General features: G+C 66.3%; 17 protein-coding genes. 8 read left to right on the forward strand and 9 right to left on the reverse strand.

The window, feature by feature from the left end; genetic code table 11:
• Positions 1–61 precede the first annotated feature (61 nt).
• Positions 62–541, forward strand: a complete 480-nt coding sequence (locus PQU96_RS09485) for an FKBP-type peptidyl-prolyl cis-trans isomerase (RefSeq protein WP_272772093.1) — start codon at positions 62–64, stop codon at positions 539–541.
• A gap of 31 nt (positions 542–572) precedes the next feature.
• On the opposite strand, the gene PQU96_RS09490 is transcribed toward PQU96_RS09485, so the two are convergent.
• The 6 genes from PQU96_RS09490 to PQU96_RS09515 all read right to left on the reverse strand — a co-directional run bounded on the left by PQU96_RS09490 (position 573) and on the right by PQU96_RS09515 (position 5,821).
• Positions 573–1,298: a phosphatase PAP2 family protein gene (locus tag PQU96_RS09490; RefSeq protein WP_272772094.1), complete on the reverse strand. Its 726-nt coding sequence runs from the start codon at positions 1,296–1,298 to the stop codon at positions 573–575.
• Positions 1,295–2,107 carry a peptide chain release factor N(5)-glutamine methyltransferase gene (gene prmC, locus PQU96_RS09495; protein ID WP_272772122.1) on the reverse strand — a complete coding sequence of 271 codons (813 nt, stop codon included), beginning with the start codon at positions 2,105–2,107 and terminating at the stop codon, positions 1,295–1,297. The genes PQU96_RS09490 and prmC overlap by 4 nt, the downstream gene beginning before the upstream one ends.
• A gap of 9 nt (positions 2,108–2,116) precedes the next feature.
• On the reverse strand, positions 2,117–3,559 hold the full coding sequence (mgtE, locus tag PQU96_RS09500; RefSeq protein WP_272772096.1) for a magnesium transporter: 1,443 nt from the start codon (positions 3,557–3,559) through the stop codon (positions 2,117–2,119).
• A 204-nt stretch (positions 3,560–3,763) separates the two neighbouring features.
• A complete protein-coding gene (mtgA, locus tag PQU96_RS09505) occupies positions 3,764–4,447 on the reverse strand; it encodes a monofunctional biosynthetic peptidoglycan transglycosylase (RefSeq protein WP_272772097.1) in 684 nt (227 codons plus the stop codon).
• Between the two features lie 3 nt (positions 4,448–4,450).
• Positions 4,451–5,272 carry a shikimate dehydrogenase gene (gene aroE / locus PQU96_RS09510; RefSeq protein WP_272772098.1) on the reverse strand — a complete coding sequence of 274 codons (822 nt, stop codon included), beginning with the start codon at positions 5,270–5,272 and terminating at the stop codon, positions 4,451–4,453.
• Positions 5,273–5,371: 99 nt separating this feature from the next.
• Positions 5,372–5,821 carry a rhodanese-like domain-containing protein gene (locus PQU96_RS09515; protein ID WP_272772099.1) on the reverse strand — a complete coding sequence of 150 codons (450 nt, stop codon included), beginning with the start codon at positions 5,819–5,821 and terminating at the stop codon, positions 5,372–5,374.
• Between the two features lie 317 nt (positions 5,822–6,138).
• Here PQU96_RS09515 and glnA point away from each other — a divergent pair, with 317 nt between their 5' ends.
• From glnA to PQU96_RS09540, 5 genes are all read left to right on the forward strand, one after another.
• On the forward strand, positions 6,139–7,557 hold the full coding sequence (gene glnA, locus PQU96_RS09520) for a type I glutamate--ammonia ligase (protein ID WP_272772100.1): 1,419 nt from the start codon (positions 6,139–6,141) through the stop codon (positions 7,555–7,557).
• Between the two features lie 210 nt (positions 7,558–7,767).
• On the forward strand, positions 7,768–8,235 hold the full coding sequence (locus PQU96_RS09525; RefSeq protein WP_272772101.1) for a DUF4124 domain-containing protein: 468 nt from the start codon (positions 7,768–7,770) through the stop codon (positions 8,233–8,235).
• A gap of 120 nt (positions 8,236–8,355) precedes the next feature.
• Complete coding sequence (gene glnL, locus PQU96_RS09530) at positions 8,356–9,420, forward strand: nitrogen regulation protein NR(II) (protein ID WP_272772103.1); 1,065 nt, start codon at positions 8,356–8,358, stop codon at positions 9,418–9,420.
• A gap of 22 nt (positions 9,421–9,442) precedes the next feature.
• Complete coding sequence (ntrC, locus tag PQU96_RS09535) at positions 9,443–10,894, forward strand: nitrogen regulation protein NR(I) (protein ID WP_272772104.1); 1,452 nt, start codon at positions 9,443–9,445, stop codon at positions 10,892–10,894.
• Positions 10,891–11,403, forward strand: a complete 513-nt coding sequence (locus PQU96_RS09540; RefSeq protein WP_272772105.1) for a GNAT family N-acetyltransferase — start codon at positions 10,891–10,893, stop codon at positions 11,401–11,403. Before ntrC ends, PQU96_RS09540 begins: the two co-directional genes overlap by 4 nt.
• Positions 11,404–11,474: 71 nt before the next feature.
• Here PQU96_RS09540 and PQU96_RS09545 read toward each other — a convergent pair whose 3' ends face one another.
• Complete coding sequence (locus PQU96_RS09545) at positions 11,475–12,320, reverse strand: universal stress protein (RefSeq protein ID WP_272772106.1); 846 nt, start codon at positions 12,318–12,320, stop codon at positions 11,475–11,477.
• A gap of 219 nt (positions 12,321–12,539) precedes the next feature.
• Here PQU96_RS09545 and PQU96_RS09550 point away from each other — a divergent pair, with 219 nt between their 5' ends.
• Positions 12,540–15,224 (forward strand): HAD-IC family P-type ATPase, encoded by a 2,685-nt coding sequence (locus PQU96_RS09550; protein WP_272772107.1) that lies wholly within the window; start codon positions 12,540–12,542, stop codon positions 15,222–15,224.
• A 58-nt stretch (positions 15,225–15,282) separates the two neighbouring features.
• Here PQU96_RS09550 and PQU96_RS09555 read toward each other — a convergent pair whose 3' ends face one another.
• Entirely contained in the window at positions 15,283–16,209 is a 927-nt protein-coding gene (locus PQU96_RS09555; protein WP_272772108.1) for a LysR family transcriptional regulator, read from the reverse strand.
• A gap of 97 nt (positions 16,210–16,306) precedes the next feature.
• On the opposite strand from PQU96_RS09555, the gene metE reads away from it, so the two are divergent.
• Positions 16,307–18,592 (forward strand): 5-methyltetrahydropteroyltriglutamate--homocysteine S-methyltransferase, encoded by a 2,286-nt coding sequence (gene metE, locus PQU96_RS09560; RefSeq protein WP_272772109.1) that lies wholly within the window; start codon positions 16,307–16,309, stop codon positions 18,590–18,592.
• Between the two features lie 6 nt (positions 18,593–18,598).
• Here metE and PQU96_RS09565 read toward each other — a convergent pair whose 3' ends face one another.
• A complete protein-coding gene (locus PQU96_RS09565; RefSeq protein WP_272772110.1) occupies positions 18,599–19,816 on the reverse strand; it encodes a 6-phosphofructokinase in 1,218 nt (405 codons plus the stop codon).
• Between the last annotated feature and the right edge of the window lie 73 nt (positions 19,817–19,889).

Genomic DNA, 19,889 nt, shown 5'->3' on the forward strand with positions numbered 1-19,889 from the left:
CGGCAGCGCCCGGTGCTGGGTCAAACATCGTTATCATTCTTTATCTTTACGGTACCGCCACATGCAAATCGTCAAAAACTCCGTTGTCACCATCCACTACGAAATGTACGACGCTGACAACAACCTGCTCGACAAGACGGAAGAGCCGATCGCCTACCTGCATGGCGGCTACGATGGCATTTTCCCGATGGTGGAAGAGGCGCTGCACGGCAAGAACGTGGGCGAATCCATCACCGTCACCATGACTCCTGACGACGCGTTTGGCGAACCGGAAGAAGAGCTGGTTCGTGTCGAGCCGCTGGACGTGCTGCCGGAAGAAGTCGAAGTCGGCATGATGTTCGAAGCCGACGATCCGGAAACCGGCGACGTGATCCTGTTCCGCGTCACCGACGTGGCCGACGGCAAGGCAGTCCTGGACGGCAACCACCCGCTGGCCGGCCTGACCATCCGCTTCGTGGCCACCGTGGCCGAAGTGCGCCCGGCTTCGGAAGAAGAAGTGACCCACGGTCACGCCCACGGCGAACACGGTCACCACCACTAAGCCGCTGCCGACCGGCACGACAAAACGGGGCTCAGGCCCCGTTTTTCTTTGGCCGCAACAGCTGCAACGCGGCCAGCAATGTCAGCAGGTTGAACAGTACATAGGCCTCGTTCGGCGGTGAGCGCCACAGTTTCCAGCCACTATACAGCAGCAGCACCAGCGCCAGCGCGCGCAACAGCCCCGGTGTCCACGCCGGCGGCCAGCCCGGCCACTGCCGACGCAAGCCCCCCCACGCGATAGCCCAGCCCAGTGCGGCGCCGACCAGCACATCCAGCGGCCAGTGCACACCGATGGCGATACGCGACCAGCACACCAGCAGCACCAGCCCCATCAATCCGGCCTGCCACCACCAGCGCCGCCCCTGTGCCAGCACCCCGGCCAGCAGCGCACCGGCAATGGCGTGGCCAGAGGGAAAGGCGCCGTTGGCCGGCAGCACATCCAGCAAGCGCACGCTGCCCGCCGGCAACACCAGAAACGGACGCGGCACCGCGAATGCCGCCTTGAGCAGGATGGCGCTGGCGATGCCAAGCAGCACCGCAGCGACCAGCGACGGGAATAGCGAAGGACGACGCTGCGCCAACAGCAGCAAGGCGGCGATCACCAGCGACCACTCGCCGAACATGCTGAGCAGGCGCCACATGACCGGCGGCAACACTGCGCCGGCGTGGTGCAACTGCAAGAACAGCGTCTGGTTGCCGCCACTCAGCAGCAGCAACAGCGCCAGCAGTGCGCACGCGGCGACAAAGCCACGACTCACGCGCGACAGCCCAGCGTCACCCGGTCATTGCCGGCCAGATCCTGCAGTGTGGCCACCTGCTGCAGCCCGGCCGCGCCAAACAGTGCGCGACAGGCCGCGCCCTGGTCGTAGCCATGCTCCACCAGCAGCCAGCCGCCGGCGGCCAACCTTGCCGGTGCCTGCGCCGCGATCTCGCGCAGGCAATCCAGGCCGTCGTTGCCGTCGGTCAGCGCCATGCGCGGCTCGAAGCGGACGTCGCCCTCGTCCAGATGGTGGTCCGTCGCGTCGATATACGGCGGATTGCTGACGATGGCATCGAATACCTCACCGGCCGGCAGCGGCGTGAACCAGCTGCCCAGATGAAAACCGACCGTGGCGCCAAGGTTGGCCGCATTCTGCTGCGCCACCGCCAGCGCCTCCGCGGACAGGTCCACGGCACTGACTTGCCACTGCGGTGCTTCCAGTGCCAGCGTCACCGCGATGGCACCACTGCCGGTACCGAGATCAACCACCCGCGCGCGACGGTTGCGGCCAACCTTGTCCAGCGTCGCCTCGACCAGGTGCTCGGTTTCCGGACGCGGAATCAGCACCGCCGGGCTAACGCGGAACGGACGACCGTAGAACTCGCGCTCGCCCAGCAAGTAGGCTACCGGCTCGCCGGCCAGCCGTCGCTGCGCCAGAGTGGCAAACACCAGCCATTGCTGCTCGGTCAACTCGTCGGTTGCGAACGACACCAGCTCGGCGTGGCTGAAACCAGTCACCGCCGACAGCAACATCCTCGCCTCCAGGCGGGGCAGTTCGAAATGGCGCAGGGCCTCGTTGATCATCATCATCATCGTCTAGAGCAGGAACAGGCTGGCGAGGCCGAGAAAAATGAAGAAACCGCCGGAATCGGTACAGGCGGTGATCAGCACACTGGAGCCGACCGCCGGATCCTTGCCGAAACGCTCCATCATGGTCGGGATCAGCACCCCCATGGTCGCCGCCAGCATCAGGTTGAGGGTGGTGGCCGCCAGCATCACCAGTCCCAGCGAGAAGTTGCCGTACATCAGCCAGGCCAGCAGGCCGAGCATGCCCCCCCACACCAGGCCGTTGATCACGCTGACGCCAAGCTCCTTGCGCCACAGGCGCTGCGCCTGCCCCGGCTGCAACTGGCCCATCGCCAGCGCGCGCACGATCATGGTGATGGTCTGGTTGCCGGAGTTGCCGCCGATGCCGGCCACGATGGGCATCAGTGCCGCCAGCGCCACCAGCTTCTCGATCGAGCCCTCGAAGGCACCGATCACGCGGCTGGCAACGAAGGCAGTGCACAAGTTGATCGCCAGCCACGACCAGCGGTTTTTCACCGAGTCGATCACCGGGGCAAACAGGTCTTCCTCTTCCTTCAGGCCAGCGAGGTTCAGCGCCTCGGTTTCCGACTCCTCGCGGATCACGTCCACCATTTCGTCGACAGTCAGGCGGCCGATCAGCACACCGTGCTCGTCGACCACCGGCGCGGTCACCAGGTCGTAGCGCTCGAACGCCAGCGCGGCATCGGCGGCGTCCTCGTCGGGATGGAAGCTGACCACCTCGGTCGCCATCACCTCCTCCACCAGCCGCTCCGGATCGCTCACCAGCAGGCGGCGCACCGGCAACACACCCTTGAGCACGCCGTCTTCGTCGACCACGAAGATCTTGTCGGTCTGGCTCGGCAATTCGTCGAAACGGCGCAGGTAGCGCAGCACCACTTCGCAGCTGACATCCGGGCGGATCTTGACCAGCTCGTAGTCCATCAGCGCGCCGACCTGTCCCTCTTCATAGGATAGTGCCGATTGCAGCTGCTGGCGCTCTTCTTCGTCGAGGCCGCCCATCACCTCGTACACCACCTGGCGCGGCAAGTCCGGTGCGAGGTCGGCAAGGTCGTCGGCGTCAAGCTGTTCGGCGGCGGCCACCAGCTCGTGCTGCTCCATCGACTCGATCAGCGATTCGCGTACCGCGTCGGACACCTCCAGCAGGATTTCGCCTTCATCCTCGCTGTCGACCAGATCCCACACCAGCAGGCGGTCGTCCAGCGGCAGGGCTTCGAGGATGTAGGCGATATCCGCCGGGTGCAGCGATTCGAGCTTGTGCTCGAGCTCGACCAGGTTCTGCTTGTGGACGAGCGATTCCACCAGATCATGCTTGGGCATGTCCTGGCGATGTACGAGGTCCTCGACCAGTCGCTGGCGCTCGATGAGGCGCTGCACTTGGCTGAGGTTATCCTGCAGACGATCGGTTGGTTGTTTTTTGTCGATAACCGTCATGCACGTCTCCTGCCGCCTGTGGCGGAGTGAGTGCAATCCGGTGACAGGCGGGGTTATTGACTAGCCAAAAAGGTAGTGGTGGTTATGAGATAACTGGGTAAGTCCATGCGTTTCAGCTGCGCGTATCGCAGCGATCACGAAAGAAGCCGAAATTGTAGCATGCGAATGTGACAGCCAGCCACCGCGGCGGCCGGCTGTCACACATCAGGGTGCCAGCACCTGCGCCATGCGGCGCTGGATGATGCGGGTCTTGCGGGCCAGACCCGGCGCATTGCGGTGAGTATCGTAGTAGCGCGGATTGGGCACCATCGCGGCCAGCTTGGCCGCCTGGCCGCCCGACAGCCGGGCGGCGGAGGTGCGGTAGTAGTGACGCGCGGCGGCCTCGGCACCGAACACGCCGTCGCCCCACTCGATCACGTTGAGGTAGATTTCCAGGATGCGGCGCTTGTCGAGCACCGCCTCCAGCATCACGGTAATGAAGGCCTCGTCGATCTTGCGCCACGGCGTTTTCTTGCTGGACAGGAACAGGTTCTTCGCCAGCTGCTGGCTGATGGTGGAGCCGCCGGCGACGATGCGCCCCTGCTTGAGGTTTTTCTCGAACGCGGCCTCGATGCCGTCCCAGTCAAAGCCCTCATGGTCGACAAACCTGGCGTCCTCGGCCGCGATCACCGCCCGCTTCAGGTTGCCGGAGATGCGGTCGTAGGCCACCCAGCGATGACGCAACTCGGCATCGGGATTATCTTCCTGCAGCCGAGACAGCTGCGCGTCCATGAAGGAACTGCTAGACGGATTGGCATGCCGCCAGTAGACGATATGGCCGAAGATCCACAAATAGTACAAAAAAAGAGCGGTCAGAACGACCGCTCCGATCTTAAGGAACCAGCGCATGACTCAGGCCAGGACCTCGCGCAGCATGTTGGTCACCTTGCGCGTAGCCGGCTGGATGTCGCGCCAGATGCGGAACGACTCCGCCGCCTGCTCCACCAGCATGCCGAGGCCGTCGGCCAGCATGCCGCTATTCTCGGACTGCGCACGGCGCAGGAACGGGGTCAGGCCACGGCTGTACACCATGTCGTAGGCCAGCGAACGGCCGCTGAAGATGCCGGCCGGAATCGGTGGCAGCTCGTTGGACAGGCTGGTCGAGGTGCCGTTGATGACGATGTCGAACTGGCGACCCTGCAGTGCGTCGTAGCCGACCGCCTCGATGTCGCCCAGCGCGCGGAACTGGTGCGCCAGCGATTCGGCCTTGATCACGGTGCGGTTGGCGATGGTCAGCGCCTGCGGCTGCTGCGCCAGCAGCGGCTGCAGCACGCCACGCACCGCGCCACCGGCGCCCAGCAGCAGCACGCGCTGGCCGGTGATCGGCACGTCTAGGTTGTCAACGATGTCGCGCACCAGGCCGGTGCCGTCAGTATTGTCGCCATAGATCTTGCCGTCGCGCAGCGTCAGGGTATTGACCGCCTCGGCCAGACGCGCCGCCTCGGTCACCTCGTCGGCAAAGCGGAAGGCGTCGCCCTTGAACGGCAGCGTCACGTTGAGACCCTTGCCACCATTGGCGAAGAAGGCTCGCACCACCGGCTCGAACTGGCCGAGCTCGGCAAACAGCTTCTCGTAATTCATGTCCTGCCCGGTGGCCTGGGCAAACTCGGCATGGATGAATGGCGACTGGCTGTGCGATATGGGGTTGCCGATCACGGCGTAACGATCAGTCATGATTTACATCTTTCAGGATAGGAATAAGGCAAAGCCGGTGGCAGCCGCTCGACCAAAAACACACTTTGCCTTGTCAGGCCGGAAACTGCAAGCCGTGGCTCAGCCCTGAATCCACGGCAGGCCGTGCGCCTTCCAGCCATTGACGCGGCCGCGATGCTGCTCGGCGTCGCGATCGCCCTCGAAACCTTCCAGAATATTGTAAACCTCGGCATAACCTGCCTCTGCGGCCAACCTTGCCGCCTCGTCCGAGCGCGCGCCGGAACGGCACAGGAACAGCACCGCCCTGTCCTTGCCAACCTGCTGCTGCAGCTGCTCGACAAAGGCGGCATTCGGCACCATGCCGGGATAGGTGCGCAGCTCGACGCGCACCGCCTCCGGCACCACGCCGACAAACTGCCACTCCGCCGCGCTGCGCACGTCGACGATCACCGCCTGCGGCAGCGACTGGCGCACCGCCCATGCCTCCGGCGGCGTCAGCGCGCCGCTGTAGCTCAGTCCCAGTTCACTGCCGCGCGACCGTGCTGTTGCCAAAATGCTTTCTACTGTCATGGGGAGGCTCCTGTGTAACGCGCTAATAAAGGTCAGACCGTTACAGTAATGCAGTGTCCGGCGACTGTCATCACGCACCCTGCAGCAAAAGCGTGGTCCAAAAGCGGGCATTCGCCCCGTAAAGCACCAGCTTGGTGCGTTTTGCACAATAATGGCACCACAGTCGTGCAATGGCGGCGCAGCAGGCGCCGACAAATGTGGCAGAATGGGCATTTCCATGCCCGCTCACGGCTGGCACGCTTCATGCTTTTACCCCGGTACATAAAATTTGTGCCATCCAGATTGATGCACTTAGCTAGCTCATTTAGGAGATCACCATGGCGGTTGCAGACGTAGTCAAGCTCATCACCGAAAACGACGTAAAATTTGTCGACCTGCGCTTTACCGACACAATGGGTAAAGAACAACACGTGACCATCCCTGCTCACGTGGTGCTGGACGATGCCGATGCCTGGTTCGAAAGCGGCCACGCGTTCGACGGCTCCTCCATCGCCGGCTGGAAAGGCATCCAGGCCTCCGACATGCTGCTGATGGCTGACCCTGCCACTGCCAAGATCGACCCGTTCTTCGACGAGCCGACCGTATTCATGTCCTGCGACGTGATCGATCCGGCCGACGGCAAAGGTTACGACCGTTGCCCGCGTTCGGTTGCCAAGCGCGCCGAAGCCTACCTGAAGGCCTCCGGCATCGGCGACACCGCCTACTTCGGTCCGGAACCGGAATTCTTCATCTTCGACAGCATCACCTGGGGCACCGACATGTCCGGCTGCTTCGTGAAGATCAAGGCCGAAGAAGCGGCCTGGGCTTCCGCTGAAGAATTCGAAGGCGGCAACACCGGTCACCGTCCGGGCGTGAAGGGCGGCTACTTCCCGGTTCCGCCGGTTGACTCCTCACAAGACATCCGTTCGGCCATGGTGCTTCTGCTGGAAGAACTGGGCGTACCGGTTGAAGTACACCACCACGAAGTGGCAACCGCCGGCCAGAACGAAATCGGCACCAAGTTCAGCACCCTGACCCAGCGTGCCGACTGGACCCAGATCCTGAAGTACGTGGTTCACAACGTGGCCCACAGCTACGGCAAGACCGCGACCTTCATGCCTAAGCCTATCGTTGGCGACAACGGTTCCGGCATGCACGTGCACCAGTCGATCTGGAAAGACGGCAAGAACCTGTTCGCCGGTGACGGCTACGCAGGCCTGTCCGACATGGCCCTGTACTACATCGGCGGTATCATCAAGCACGCCAAGGCCCTGAATGCGATCACCAACCCGGGCACCAACTCCTACAAGCGTCTGGTTCCGCACTACGAAGCACCGGTAAAACTGGCCTACTCCGCCAAAAACCGTTCCGCTTCCATCCGCATCCCGCACGTGGCCAACCCGAAAGGCCGTCGTATCGAGGCGCGCTTCCCGGATCCGCTGGCCAACCCGTACCTGTGCTTCGCCGCGCTGATGATGGCCGGCCTGGACGGTATCCAGAACAAGATCCACCCGGGCGATGCCGCCGACAAGAACCTGTACGACCTGCCGCCGGAAGAAGACAAACTGATCCCGACCGTGTGCGCGTCGCTGGATGAAGCGCTGGCCGCACTGGACGCAGACCGCGAGTTCCTGACCCGTGGCGGTGTGTTCTCCAACGAGTGGATCGACGCCTACATCGAGCTGAAGATGAAGGAAGTGAACCTGACCCGCATGACTACCCACCCGGTAGAATTCGCGATGTACTACTCGCTGTAAACCTACGCTTGTTCCGGTCCGCGCCGGAACCTGCCGCAAAAACCCGCAGCGCCACCGCGCTGCGGGTTTTTCATTGTGGCGACCGCGACTGCGGCCAACGTTGGCCGCACGCCGTGGCCACCACCACCGGCAATTTAATGTATCACCACGCTGACGCGGCGCGCGACTTTCACTATCATCGCCGCTGGTCCGTTTTTCTCTGGTAACGCCATGCTGCGCCCGCTTCTTGCCTCCCTGCTGCTGTGCAGCGCTGCCTCCGCGGCCAGCGCCGCCACCATCTACAAACACGTCGACAAAGACGGCCACGTCACCTTCACCAACGTGCCGATGCGCGGTGCGCGCGCGGTGCTGCTGACCCCGGCCAGCGACGAGGCGGCACCGTCCCCTCCCCGTGCCAGCAGCCCGCGTCCGGCAAGCGCCGCCGCGCCGGCCCACATTCCGTCGGTCGACAGTGGCACCCAGCGCCAGCGCGATGAGGGACGCCGCCGCATCCTGCAGACCGAGCTCGACAACGAGCAGCGCGCGCTGGGCGAGGCGCGACAAAACCTGCAGGACGCCAGCAAGAAAGCCGGCACCCCGCCCGCTCAACTGCAGCGCCTGCGCGATGCGGTCACCGACCGCGAACGCAATATCGCGGCCCTGAAACAGGAACTGGGCAACGCCGGCGGCGGCAACTAGCACCAAAGCGACACGAACGCACCAAAACAGGGCAAACTACTTCGCATTGCGGTCGCCAGACCGCCACCTGCCGGGCTTGTTTCTTGCTAAAGCCGGTACAAGCAATGTGGAATGCCCGCCATGACCTACCAAAACTATCCGCAGCAGTACGCCGGCCTGGAGTTGCTGGAAACGCCGGTGATGATCGTCGAGCGCAACGGCCAGCTGCTGTTCGCCAATCCGGCCTGCGAAAGCCTGCTCAAGGTTGGCCGCAAGGAGCTGCAGAAGCACTCGCTGTACGCGCTGTTCCATGACGCGCGTGCGCTGAAGAACGCGGTACAGATGGCGCTGGACCACGCCGGCAGCTATATCGAGCACGATCTGGAGCTGGTGCCGGAAGGCGACATCCCGTTGCACATCGGCCTCACCGTGACCCCGATCGACAGCCCGCCACGTCTGGCGCTGGTCGAGCTGCGCCCAATCGACCAGCAGCTGCGCATCGCCAACGAAGAGCGGCTGCTCTTGCAGCAACAGGCCAACCGCGAGCTGATCCGCAACCTGGCGCACGAGATCAAGAACCCGCTGGGCGGCATCCGCGGCGCAGCGCAATTGCTGGAACACGAGATTGCCGACCGCCCGGAGCTGCTGGAGTACACCGAAGTGATCCGCGAGGAGGCACTGCGGCTGCAGCACCTGGTCGACCGCCTGCTGGCGCCGCACCGCCGCCACGTCGCCAGCGACGTCAACATCCACGAGGTGCTGGAGCGGGTACGCAGCATCCTGCTGGCCGAATATCCACAGGGGCTGACGGTGCGCCGCGACTACGACGTCAGCCTGCCGATGCTGGCCGCCGACAAGGAGCAGCTGATCCAGGTGGTGCTCAACATCGCCAAGAACGCGGTGCAGGCGATGAAGGGCAACGGCGAGATCATCCTGCGCACCCGCGTCGCGCGCCAGGTCACCCTCGCCCGCAAGCGCCACAACCTGGCACTGAAATTGCAAGTCATCGACAACGGCCCCGGCATTCCCGACGACATCCGCGACCACGTGTTCTACCCGCTAGTCACCGGCCGCGCCGAGGGCACCGGCCTTGGCCTGACGCTGGCGCAGACCTTCGTGCACCAGCACGGCGGCACCATCGAATTCGAATCCCGTCCGGGCAATACCTGCTTTACGGTACTGATGCCGTTCGGCCCGGACCAATAAAACTCCTTCAAGGCGAACAAGCATGACGCAAGCAGTCTGGATCATTGACGACGACAAGGCGATCCGCTGGGTACTGGAAAAATCGCTGGCGCGCAGCGGCATCGCCTACCAGAGCTTCTCCAGCGCGGACGACGCGCTCAACGCGCTGTACGACGCCACCCCCAGCGTGATCATCAGCGATATCCGCATGCCGGGCACCGACGGCCTGAAATTCCTCGGCAAGGTCAAGCAGGAGCATCCGGCGCTGCCGGTGATCATCATGACCGCGCACTCAGACCTCGACTCGGCGGTGGCGGCCTTCCAGGGCGGCGCCTTCGAGTACCTGCCCAAGCCCTTCGACGTCGACCAGGCGGTGGCACTTATCGAGCGCGCGCTGGCGGAGAGCCGCCGCAGCGAGGCAGCCAGCGAGGACGCCGAGGCGATGCCCGCGCTGCTGGGCCAGGCGCCGGCGATGCAGGACGTGTTCCGCGCCATCGGCCGCCTGTCGCAGTCCAGCGTCACCGTGCTGATCACCGGCGAATCCGGCACCGGCAAGGAGCGCGTCGCCGAGGCGCTGCACCGCCACTCGGTGCGCGCCAACAAGCCGTTCATCGCGCTGAACACCGCGGCGATTCCGAAGGACCTGCTGGAGTCGGAGCTGTTCGGCCACGAGAAAGGCGCCTTCACCGGCGCGCTGGGCACCCGCCGCGGCCGTTTCGAGGAGGCGGAAGGCGGCACGCTGTTCCTCGACGAAATCGGCGACATGCCGACCGAGCTGCAGACGCGGCTGCTGCGCGTGCTGTCCGACGGCCACTTCTACCGCGTCGGCGGTCACACCCCGATCAAGGCCAATGTGCGCGTGATCGCCGCCACCCACCAGAATCTGGAAGAGCACGTCAAGCAGGGCAAATTCCGCGAGGATCTGTTCCACCGCCTGAACGTGATCCGCCTGCGCCTGCCGCCGCTACGCGAGCGCAGCGAAGACATCCCGCTGCTGGTCCGCCACTTTTTGGCGCGCAGTGCGGCCAACCTTGGCGTCGAGCCGAAGCGGCTGTCCGAGGCGGCAATGGCCCTGGTGCAGCACTACACCTTCCCCGGCAACGTGCGCCAGCTGGAAAACCTGTGCCAGTGGATCACGGTGATGGCACCGGGGCAGTCGGTGGAGATGCAGGACCTGCCACCGGAATTCCGCCCCGAGCTGGTCGCCGGCAGTGGCGGCGCCATCGAGCTGCAGCCCACCGCCGACGGCAGCGGCGTACTGCCGACGCTTGCGGGCGACTGGACCATGCTGCTGGCGCGTGAGGTGGCGCAAAGGTTGGCCGCAGGCGAGACCGGCATCATCGACGACCTCACCGCCCGCTTCGAGAGCACCTGCATCCGGAGCGGCCTCGCCCACACCGGCGGGCGCAAGGTGGAGGCGGCCAACCTGCTGGGCTGGGGCCGCAACACGCTGACGCGCAAGATCCAGGAACTGGGGCTGGAACACGGCGAATGATCATCCGTGAATGGCAGGCCGGCGACACAGCGGACCCGGAACAACTGGCGGGGCTGCTGCTAAGTTGTGTGCAGGGCGGCGCGTCCATCGGCTTTCTTTCGTCGCTCCATCACGGCGAAGCCGAGGATTACTGGCAGGCCCTTGCGGCCAAGCTTGGGGTGGAATTGCGCTGCTGGCTGGCCATCAGCGAGGGATGCATCATCGGTAGCGTACAGCTTGCACCCTGTGGCAAGGCCAATGGCCGCCACCGTGCCGAAATCCAGAAGCTGATGGTGCACCCGGACGCTCGCGGCCAGGGGGTGGCAGCGAAACTGATGCAGCAGGCGGAGGCGGCCGCCCAAGCCGATGGCCGGCTGCTGCTGGTACTGGATACCGATGCCGACTCGCTGGCGGCACAACTCTACCCGCGCTGGGGTTGGCAGCACGCCGGCGACATCCCCGGCTATGCCGCAAGCCCGGATGGCCGTCTGCACGCCACCCGCTATTTCTACAAGCAATTGACCAGCTAACACGCCATCGGCAAAAACAATGCGGCCAACCTCAAGGTTGGCCGCATTGTCATCCAGGGTGCGCCGTCGGCTCAGTGGAACATCAGCAGCGGCACGTGGCAGTGCTTCATCAGCGTGCGGGTGGTGGAGCCAAACAGGCGCTCCTTCCAGCTGTTGTGGCCGAAGGCCCCCATCACCAGCAGCGCGGCACCGTGGCTGTCGGCGGCGGCGATCAGGGTCTGCGAGTTGGCGCCGCGCGCGGTCAGCGCCACCGGCTCCGCCGGCAGGCCGTGACTGGCGAGATAGGCGGCGCCCTCGCAGGCCAGACGCTCGGCTTCCTGCGGATCGCTGTGGTTGGCGACCACCTTGCGCGGCAGGTCGTGCGCAAGGCCGAGGAACACGAACTGCTGCAGCGCGCGCGCAGCGCACGGGCTGCCATCGTAGGCCAGCACCACGCAACGCGGATGTTCGGCCACTACGGTATCGGCCGAGAACAGCAGCATCGGCCGCGCCGGATTCAGCAGGTAGTTCTCCAGCCAGCGGCTGTCGTGCGGGCGCTCGCTCTCGCCCAGGTGGCTGTCGGTGGAGACCACCAGCAGGTCGTGCCGCGGCGCGTGCCGGGCCAGCTCGTCTTCCGGATGCCCGTCCTCGGCCAGTACGCTGGCCAGCGAGATGTCCAGTTCGCCGGCCTGCTCGCGGACCTCTTCAAGCAGGGTGCGGGCGTTCTCCCGCCAGCGCTGCTCCATGCTGGCGTCGCGCGCCACGCGGTAGGCAAACGCCCCCGGTGGCATCGCCTCGCCTTCCAGCAGCGGGGCGGCGTCGATCAGCGCCAGCGCCGTCAGCGCGCAGCGGTGCTGTTTGGCCAGCTGCAGCGCATAGTCCCGCGCCATCAGCGCACTGTCGCCACTGTCCAGCACCAGCAGAATATTCTTCATCATTATCGCATTCCTCTTGTTTCGATACGCCGGCCACGGCCGGCGCGGCAATGCCATTTGCAAGCGGCATGCCCAGTCGGGCAGATCATCGCATTGACGCCGCCGCCCGTGCAAAGTTTTGCGGCAATCTTTGCGATCCGTCAAAACATGGCCCAGCATGGAAACCATGCACCGGCCGCGCCACTCTACACTCCGTGCAGTTCACTCAAGGATAGCCCGCCCATGAAGCCTGCAACACCCGACCCGCACTGGCACGCCGAAGACAGCGCCCAGGTGATGCAGTACTGGCAGAGCAGCGATGACGGCCTCAACCGGCAGGCGGCGGCACAGCGGCTGGAGCGCTACGGCCGCAACAGCCTGCCGCAGGCCGCCACCAAGAGCCTGTGGCTGCGCTTTCTGCTGCAATTCCACAACCTGCTGATCTACGTGCTGCTCGCCGCTGCGCTGGGTACCCTGCTGCTGGCCGACTACGTGGACAGCGCGGTGATCTTCGGCGTGGTGCTGATCAACGCGGTGATCGGCACCCTCCAGGAAGGACGGGCCGAGAGCGCGCTGGCGGCGATCCGCAACATGCTGGCACTGCAGGCGACGGTGATCCGCGACGGCGAGCGCCACGACATCGACGCCAGCACCCTGGTTCCCGGCGACATCGTGCTGCTGCAAAGCGGCGACAAGGTGCCGGCCGACCTGCGCCTGCTCGACGGCCGCTCGCTGCGCGTCGACGAGGCGGCGCTGACCGGCGAATCACTGCCGGTGAGCAAGGATTTTGCCGCGCTGCCGGCGGCGACCCCGCTGGCCGAGCGCCGCAACATGGCCTATGCCGGCACCCTGGTCAGCTACGGCCAGGCGCGCGGGATGGTGATCGCCACCGGCCGTGACACCGAGCTTGGGCGCATCAACGCCATGCTCGACCAGGTCGGCGACAACGTCACGCCGCTGATGCGGCAGCTGGACCAGTTCGCGCGCTGGCTGACCGGCGCCACGCTGCTGGTCGCCAGCGCCACCCTGCTGCTGGGCGTGTACTGGCGCGGCCACAGCTGGGCAGACATGTTCATGGCCGGCGTCGGGCTGGCGGTGGCGGCGATCCCGGAAGGGCTGCCCGCCATCGTTACCATCACGCTGGCCATCGGCGTCGAGCGCATGGCCCGCCAGCGCGCCATCATGCGCAAGCTGCCGGCGGTAGAGACACTGGGCGCGGTGACGGTGATCTGCTCCGACAAGACCGGCACCCTGACCTGCAACGAGATGACTGCCGGCCGCGTCGTCACCCGCGAGTGCCAGCTGCGTGTCAGCGGCGTCGGCTACGCGCCGGAAGGCGGGCTGTTCCGCGGCGAGGCGCCGCTGCACTACGGCCAGCACGCGCCGCTCGACGCGCTGCTGCGCGCCGCGGCGCTGTGCAACGACGCCAGCCTGCAGCACGTCGCCGGCCAGTGGCAGCTCAGCGGCGACCCGACCGAGGGCGCACTGCTGACGCTGGCGCACAAGGCGCAGCTGCCGCTGGCCAGCCTGCAGCACAGCCTGCCGCGGCAGGACGCGATCCCGTTCGAATCGGAACACCGCTTCATGGCCACCCTGCACCACGATCACGACGGCCACCGCCTGATCCTGCTCAAGGGCGCGCCCGAGGTGCTGCTGGCACGCGCCAGCCACCAGCAGCAGGAGCACGGCATCGCGGACCTGGAGGCGGCATTCTGGCAGCAGCAGGCGCAAGCGTTGGCCGCTGACGGCTACCGCGTGCTGGCCATCGCCGAGCGGCGCCAGGCGCACTGCAGCAGCGAGCTGGACTTTGCCGACACCGAGGACCAGCTGTTGCTGCTCGGCCTGGTCGGCCTGATCGACCCGCCGCGCGAGGAGGCGGCACAAGCGGTGGCGCTGTGCCAGAGCGCCGGCATCCGCATCAAGATGATCACCGGCGATCACGCCGGCACCGCCGCCGCCATCGGCGGCCGCCTCGGCATCGGCGACGGGCGGCGCGCACTGAGCGGCAGCGACATCGACGCGCTGGACGACGCGGCGCTGGCGCTGGCGGTACGCGACATCGACGTGTTCGCCCGTGCCAGCCCGGAACACAAGCTGCGCCTGATCGCGGCGCTGAAACAGAACGGCGAGGTGGTGGCCATGACCGGCGACGGCGTCAACGACGCGCCGGCGCTGAAACAGGCCGACGTCGGCGTCGCCATGGGCGGCAAGGGCACCGAGGCGGCCAAGGAGGCGGCGGAGATGGTGATCACCGACGACAATTTCGCCACCCTGGCGCTGGCGGTGCGCGAGGGGCGCACCGTGTACGACAACCTGAAAAAGGCCATCCTGTTCATCCTGCCCACCAACGTCGGCCAGGCGCTGATCATCATCGCCGCCATCCTGTTCGGCGTGGCGCTGCCGATCAGCCCGGTGCAGATCCTGTGGGTGAACATGGTGTCGGCGGTGACGCTGGCGCTGGCCTTCGCCTTCGAGCCGACCGAACACGGCGTGATGCGGCGCCCGCCGCGGCCGCCGCAGGCCGGCCTGATCGACGCACTGTTCGTGTGGCGGCTGGCCTTTGTCGGCGCGCTGATGGTGGCGTTGCCGTTCGCGCTGTACCTGTGGGCACTGGACGGCGGCCACTCGCAGGCGCTGGCCAGCACGCTGGCGGTGAACAGCATGGTGGCGATCGAGATCGCCTACCTGTTCAACAGCCGCCACCAGCACAGCAGCGCGCTGACGCTGCGCGTGCTGGGCGGCAACCGCATCGCGCTGTGGTGCGTGGCGATCCTGATCGTGCTGCAACTGGCATTCAGCTACCTGCCGTGGCTGCACGCCCTGTTCGGCACCGCGTCGCCGGCGCTCTCGCACTGGGGGCTGATCGCGGCCAGCGGCGTGCTCGCCTTCCTGCTGATCGAGGCGGAAAAGGCGCTGCTGCGGCGCTGAGCATGTACCACCCTGCGGCCAACCTTGCGCGACTGGCACAAGGTTGGCCGCAAGCATTTCAATCCAGCACGCTCAGCCCCGGCAGCGTGGCGAAGCTCTGCTCGCGCACCGTGGCGAGGAAGTCCTGCATATAGGCCAGGCTGGCGTCGTCGTTGCGCAGCGCGGCGTACAGCTCGCTATGCAGGCCGGCCTCGCCGATGCGCGCGGCGCTGACGTAGCCGCGCTCCAGATACGGTTTCACCGCCCAGAACGGCAGCGCCGCCACGCCGCGGCGGCTGGCCACCAGCTGGATGATGGCGATGGTCAGCTCCGAGGTGCGCCGCGCCGGGTTGATGCCGGCCGGCTTCAGCACCTTGCGCACCAGGTCCAGCATCGCATCCGGCACCGGGTAGCTGATCAGCGTCTCGGCGGCAAAGTCCGCAGCGTGCCACACCTTCTTTGCCGCCAGCGGGTGATCGTGGGCGGCGATGGCCACCATCTCGTAGGCAAACAGCGGCTGGTGCACCACGCCGGGATGCGCCTCCGCCTCCGACACGATCGCCAGATCGGCGCGCCCGGTCAGCAGCAGCCCCACCGGATCGGTATGGAAGCCGGACACGATATCCAGCTCCACCGCCGGCCAGTGCTGGCGGAAGCTGTCCATCGCCGGCATCAGCCAGTCGAAGCAGGTATGGCACTCCACCGCGATGCGCAGCTCGCCAGCCTCGCCCTCGCGCAGCCGCGCCAGATCACGCTCGGCGGCACTGATGCGGGCCTGCACCTCGCGCGCCAGCAGCAGCAGGCGCTCACCGGCAGGCGTCAGCCGCAACGGCTGCGTCTTGCGCTCGAACAGGCTGAGGCCGTAGTGCTCCTCCAGCGCCTTGATCTGGTGCGACAGCGCCGATTGCGTCAGGAACACCCGTTTCGCCGCCTGCGACACGCTGCCGGTGTCGGCCAGCGCCAGCAGCGTCTTCAGGTGGCGTAGTTCCAGCAGACTCTGGTTCATGAATCAGCCTCATGTGAAGTATCAAAATAATGAATTTGTCTCATGTTGGTGATTATCGCATGATCAATGCACAAATTTCATAAAGAAAGACACCAACATGAGCACCATTCATCTTGCCGGCTTCCCGCGCATCGGCGCCAAACGCGAACTGAAATTCCTGGTCGAGAAGTTCTGGAAAAAAGAGATCGACGACGCCGCGCTGCAGGCCGGCGCGCGCGAGCTGCGCCAGAAGCACTGGCTACTGCAAAAAGGCGCCGGCCTCGACATCAGCCCGGTCGGCGACTTCTCGCTGTACGACCACGTGCTCGACGCGCAGGTACTGGTCGGCGCCATTCCGCGCCGCTTCGGCTTCGATGCGGCCAAGCTTTCCAGCGCGCAGTATTTCCAGCTGGCACGCGGCAACAGCAGCCAGCACGCCATCGAAATGACCAAGTGGTTCGACAGCAACTACCACTACCTGGTCCCGGAGTGGCACGCCGATACCGCCTTTGCCGCCAACCCGGCACCGCTGCTGGCGCAGATTGCCGAGGCACAGGCGCTGGGCATCAAGGCCAAGCCGGTGCTGATCGGGCCGCTGACGCTGCTGTGGCTGGGCAAGTGCAAAGGCGCCTCCTTCGACCGCCTGAGCCTGCTGCCGGCGCTGCTGCAAACCTATCAGGACCTGCTCGCGGCACTGAACGCAGCCAAGGTGGACTGGGTGCAACTGGACGAGCCCATCCTGGCGCTGGACCTGCCGGCCGAGTGGCTGGCGGCCTTCGCCCCCGCCTACGAACAGCTGGCCGCCAGCCCGCTCAAGCTGCTGCTGGCCACCTACTTCGGTGATGTCTCCGCCCATGCCGAACGGCTGAAGGCGCTGCCGGTGGCCGGCCTGCACCTGGACCTGGTACGCGCGCCGCAACAGCTGGCGGCATTTACTCAGGGTTGGCCGCAAGACAAAATCCTGTCCGCCGGAGTGATCGACGGCCGCAACATCTGGCGCGCCGACCTCGACGCGGTGCTGCAACAGGCCGAAGCACTGCACGCGCAGCTGGGCGACAGGCTGTGGCTGGCACCGAGCTGCTCGCTGCTGCACAGCCCGTTCGACCTGGCACAGGAAATCAAGCTGGACGTGGACCTCAAGAGCTGGCTGGCGTTCGCGGTGCAGAAGCTGAACGAGCTGAAGCTGCTCAAGCGCGGCCTGCAACAGGGACGCGCCAGTATCGAGAACGAGCTGGCCGCCAGCAACTACGCCCGCGAGCAGCGCCGCAGCAGCCCGCGCATCCACCGTGCCGAGGTCGCGCAAAGGTTGGCCGCACTGCCGGCGGGCAGCGACCGCCGCGCCAGCCAGTTCGCCCAGCGCGCACCGTTGCAACACGCGTGGCTGAAGCTGCCGCTGCTGCCGACCACCACCATCGGCTCCTTCCCGCAGACCAGCGAAATCCGCGCCGCCCGCGCCGCCTTCAAGCGTGGCGAACTCGACGCCGCCAGCTACGAGGCGGCGATGAAGGCCGAGATCGAACTGGTGATCCGCAAGCAGGAGCAGCTCGACATCGACGTGCTGGTACACGGCGAGGCGGAGCGCAACGACATGGTGGAATACTTCGGCGAGCAACTGGCCGGCTTCGCCTTCACCGAGTACGGCTGGGTGCAGAGCTACGGCAGCCGCTGCGTGAAGCCGCCCGTCATCTACGGCGACGTGGCGCGGCCGACGCCGATGACCGTGCGCTGGGCGGTGTACGCGCAAAGCCTGTCGGAGCGTCCGGTGAAGGGCATGCTCACCGGCCCGGTGACCATCCTGCAGTGGAGTTTCGTGCGTGACGACCTGCCGCGCAGCGCGGTGTGCAAGCAGATCGCACTGGCGATCAACGACGAGGTGCTGGACCTGGAAAACGCCGGCATCAAGGTGATCCAGATCGACGAGCCGGCGGTACGCGAGGGGCTGCCGCTCAAGCGCGGCGACTGGGCGGCGTATCTGGCCTGGGCCGGCGAAGCATTCCGCCTGTCCTGCGCCGGCGTCGACGACAGCACGCAGATCCACACCCACATGTGCTACTCGGAATTCGGCGACATCCTGCCGGCGATCGCTGCGCTGGACGCCGACGTGATCACCATCGAGACCTCGCGCTCGGACATGGAATTGCTGCGCGACTTCGGCCACTTCCAGTATCCGAACGAGATCGGGCCGGGCGTGTACGACATCCACAGCCCGCGCATTCCGACCGAGGCCGAGCTGGAGAAGCTGCTGCTCAAGGCGCTGCAGGTGATCCCGGCCGAGCGGCTGTGGGTGAACCCGGACTGCGGCCTGAAGACGCGCGGCTGGCCGGAGACCGAGACCGCACTGCAGGCGATGGTGAACGTCACCCGGCGCCTGCGCGCCAGGCTGAACGCCACCGCGCAGGCCTGACCGGCGTCAGGGCAAGAGCGGCGGCCACACCGGACGGCGCAGGTCCGGCAGGCCGTCGGCAAAGGCCTGCGGCCGCTCGCCCTGCAGCAGCGGCCGCAGGTAGGCGTCGAACGCCGGCGTCACTGACAGGCCGTCGGCGGCGATGTACTCCGCCGGCAGCGCGCGCTCGCGGTTGGCGACCGCCGCCAGCGGCAGCGGCTGCACTTGCCAGTCGACGCCGCTGGCGCCCGGCTGCCGCTGCAAGGCCAGCATCACCCCGCCCTGCCCGGCCAGCGCCGTCGCCACCGCCTGTTGCCCCAGTCGATACGCCTGCTGCGCGTCCACCGCCGATACCAGATGCCGCGCCGCGCGCTGCAGACAGTCCACCAGCGCCACGTGCACCTTCACCCCCAACTGCTGTTGCAGCCGTTGCGCCAGCCACATGCCGGCACCGCCGAGATGCTCATGGCCGTACACCGCATCGGCGTGCAGCTGTGCAACGAAACGGCCATCGGCATGGCGCAGTCCTTCCGACACCGCGATCACGCAGCAGCCACGCTCCGCCAGCCGCTGCCGTACCGCCGCCAGCAGCCGCGCCTCGTCGAACGCCACCTCCGGCAGCAGCAGCAGCGGCGGCGCCTCACCCGGCAGGGCCGCCAGTGCGCAGGACGCAGTCAGCCAGCCGACGTGGCGGCCCATGGTCTCCATGATGAACACCCGCTGCTGTGCCATGCTCAGCACATCCAGCGTCACCTCGCGCAGACTGCTGGCCAGATACTTCGCCGCCGACGGGAAGCCGGGGCTGAAATCGGTGCCTTCCAGATCGTTGTCTATGGTTTTCGGAATGCCGACCACCTGCAGCGGCAACGCGAAACGCTGGCCCAGCTGCTGCAGCAGCCGCGCCGTCTCCATCGAACCGTTGCCGCCGTTGAGCAGCACCTGACCGATGTCGAAGTGGCGCAGCACCTCGGCCAGCTGCCGCCAGCCGGCGGCATCGTCCGCGAACGGCGCCAGGATGTCGCGACTGCTGCCGAACGCGGCGCCCGGCAGGCTGCCGAGACGGGCGATGTCGGCGGCGCTGGCGGCATCCAGATCCAGAAGCCGCCCGGCACGCAGCCCGACGAGACCGTCGGCGGCGGCGCACACCGCCACTCCCTGCGCGCGCGCGGCTTCGATCACCCCCTGGGCGGAGCTGTTGAGCACGGCGGTGGGGCCGCCGGACTGCAGGTAGAGCAGACGGGACATGATGCTTCTCGTGGGTGGCTATAGCCGAATTGTAGCCAGCCCCGCCGCCGCTAGCACCAAGCCGTCGCCGCAC

This window comes from Vogesella margarita, from assembly GCF_028548475.1.
Lineage (GTDB): Bacteria > Pseudomonadota > Gammaproteobacteria > Burkholderiales > Chromobacteriaceae > Vogesella > Vogesella margarita.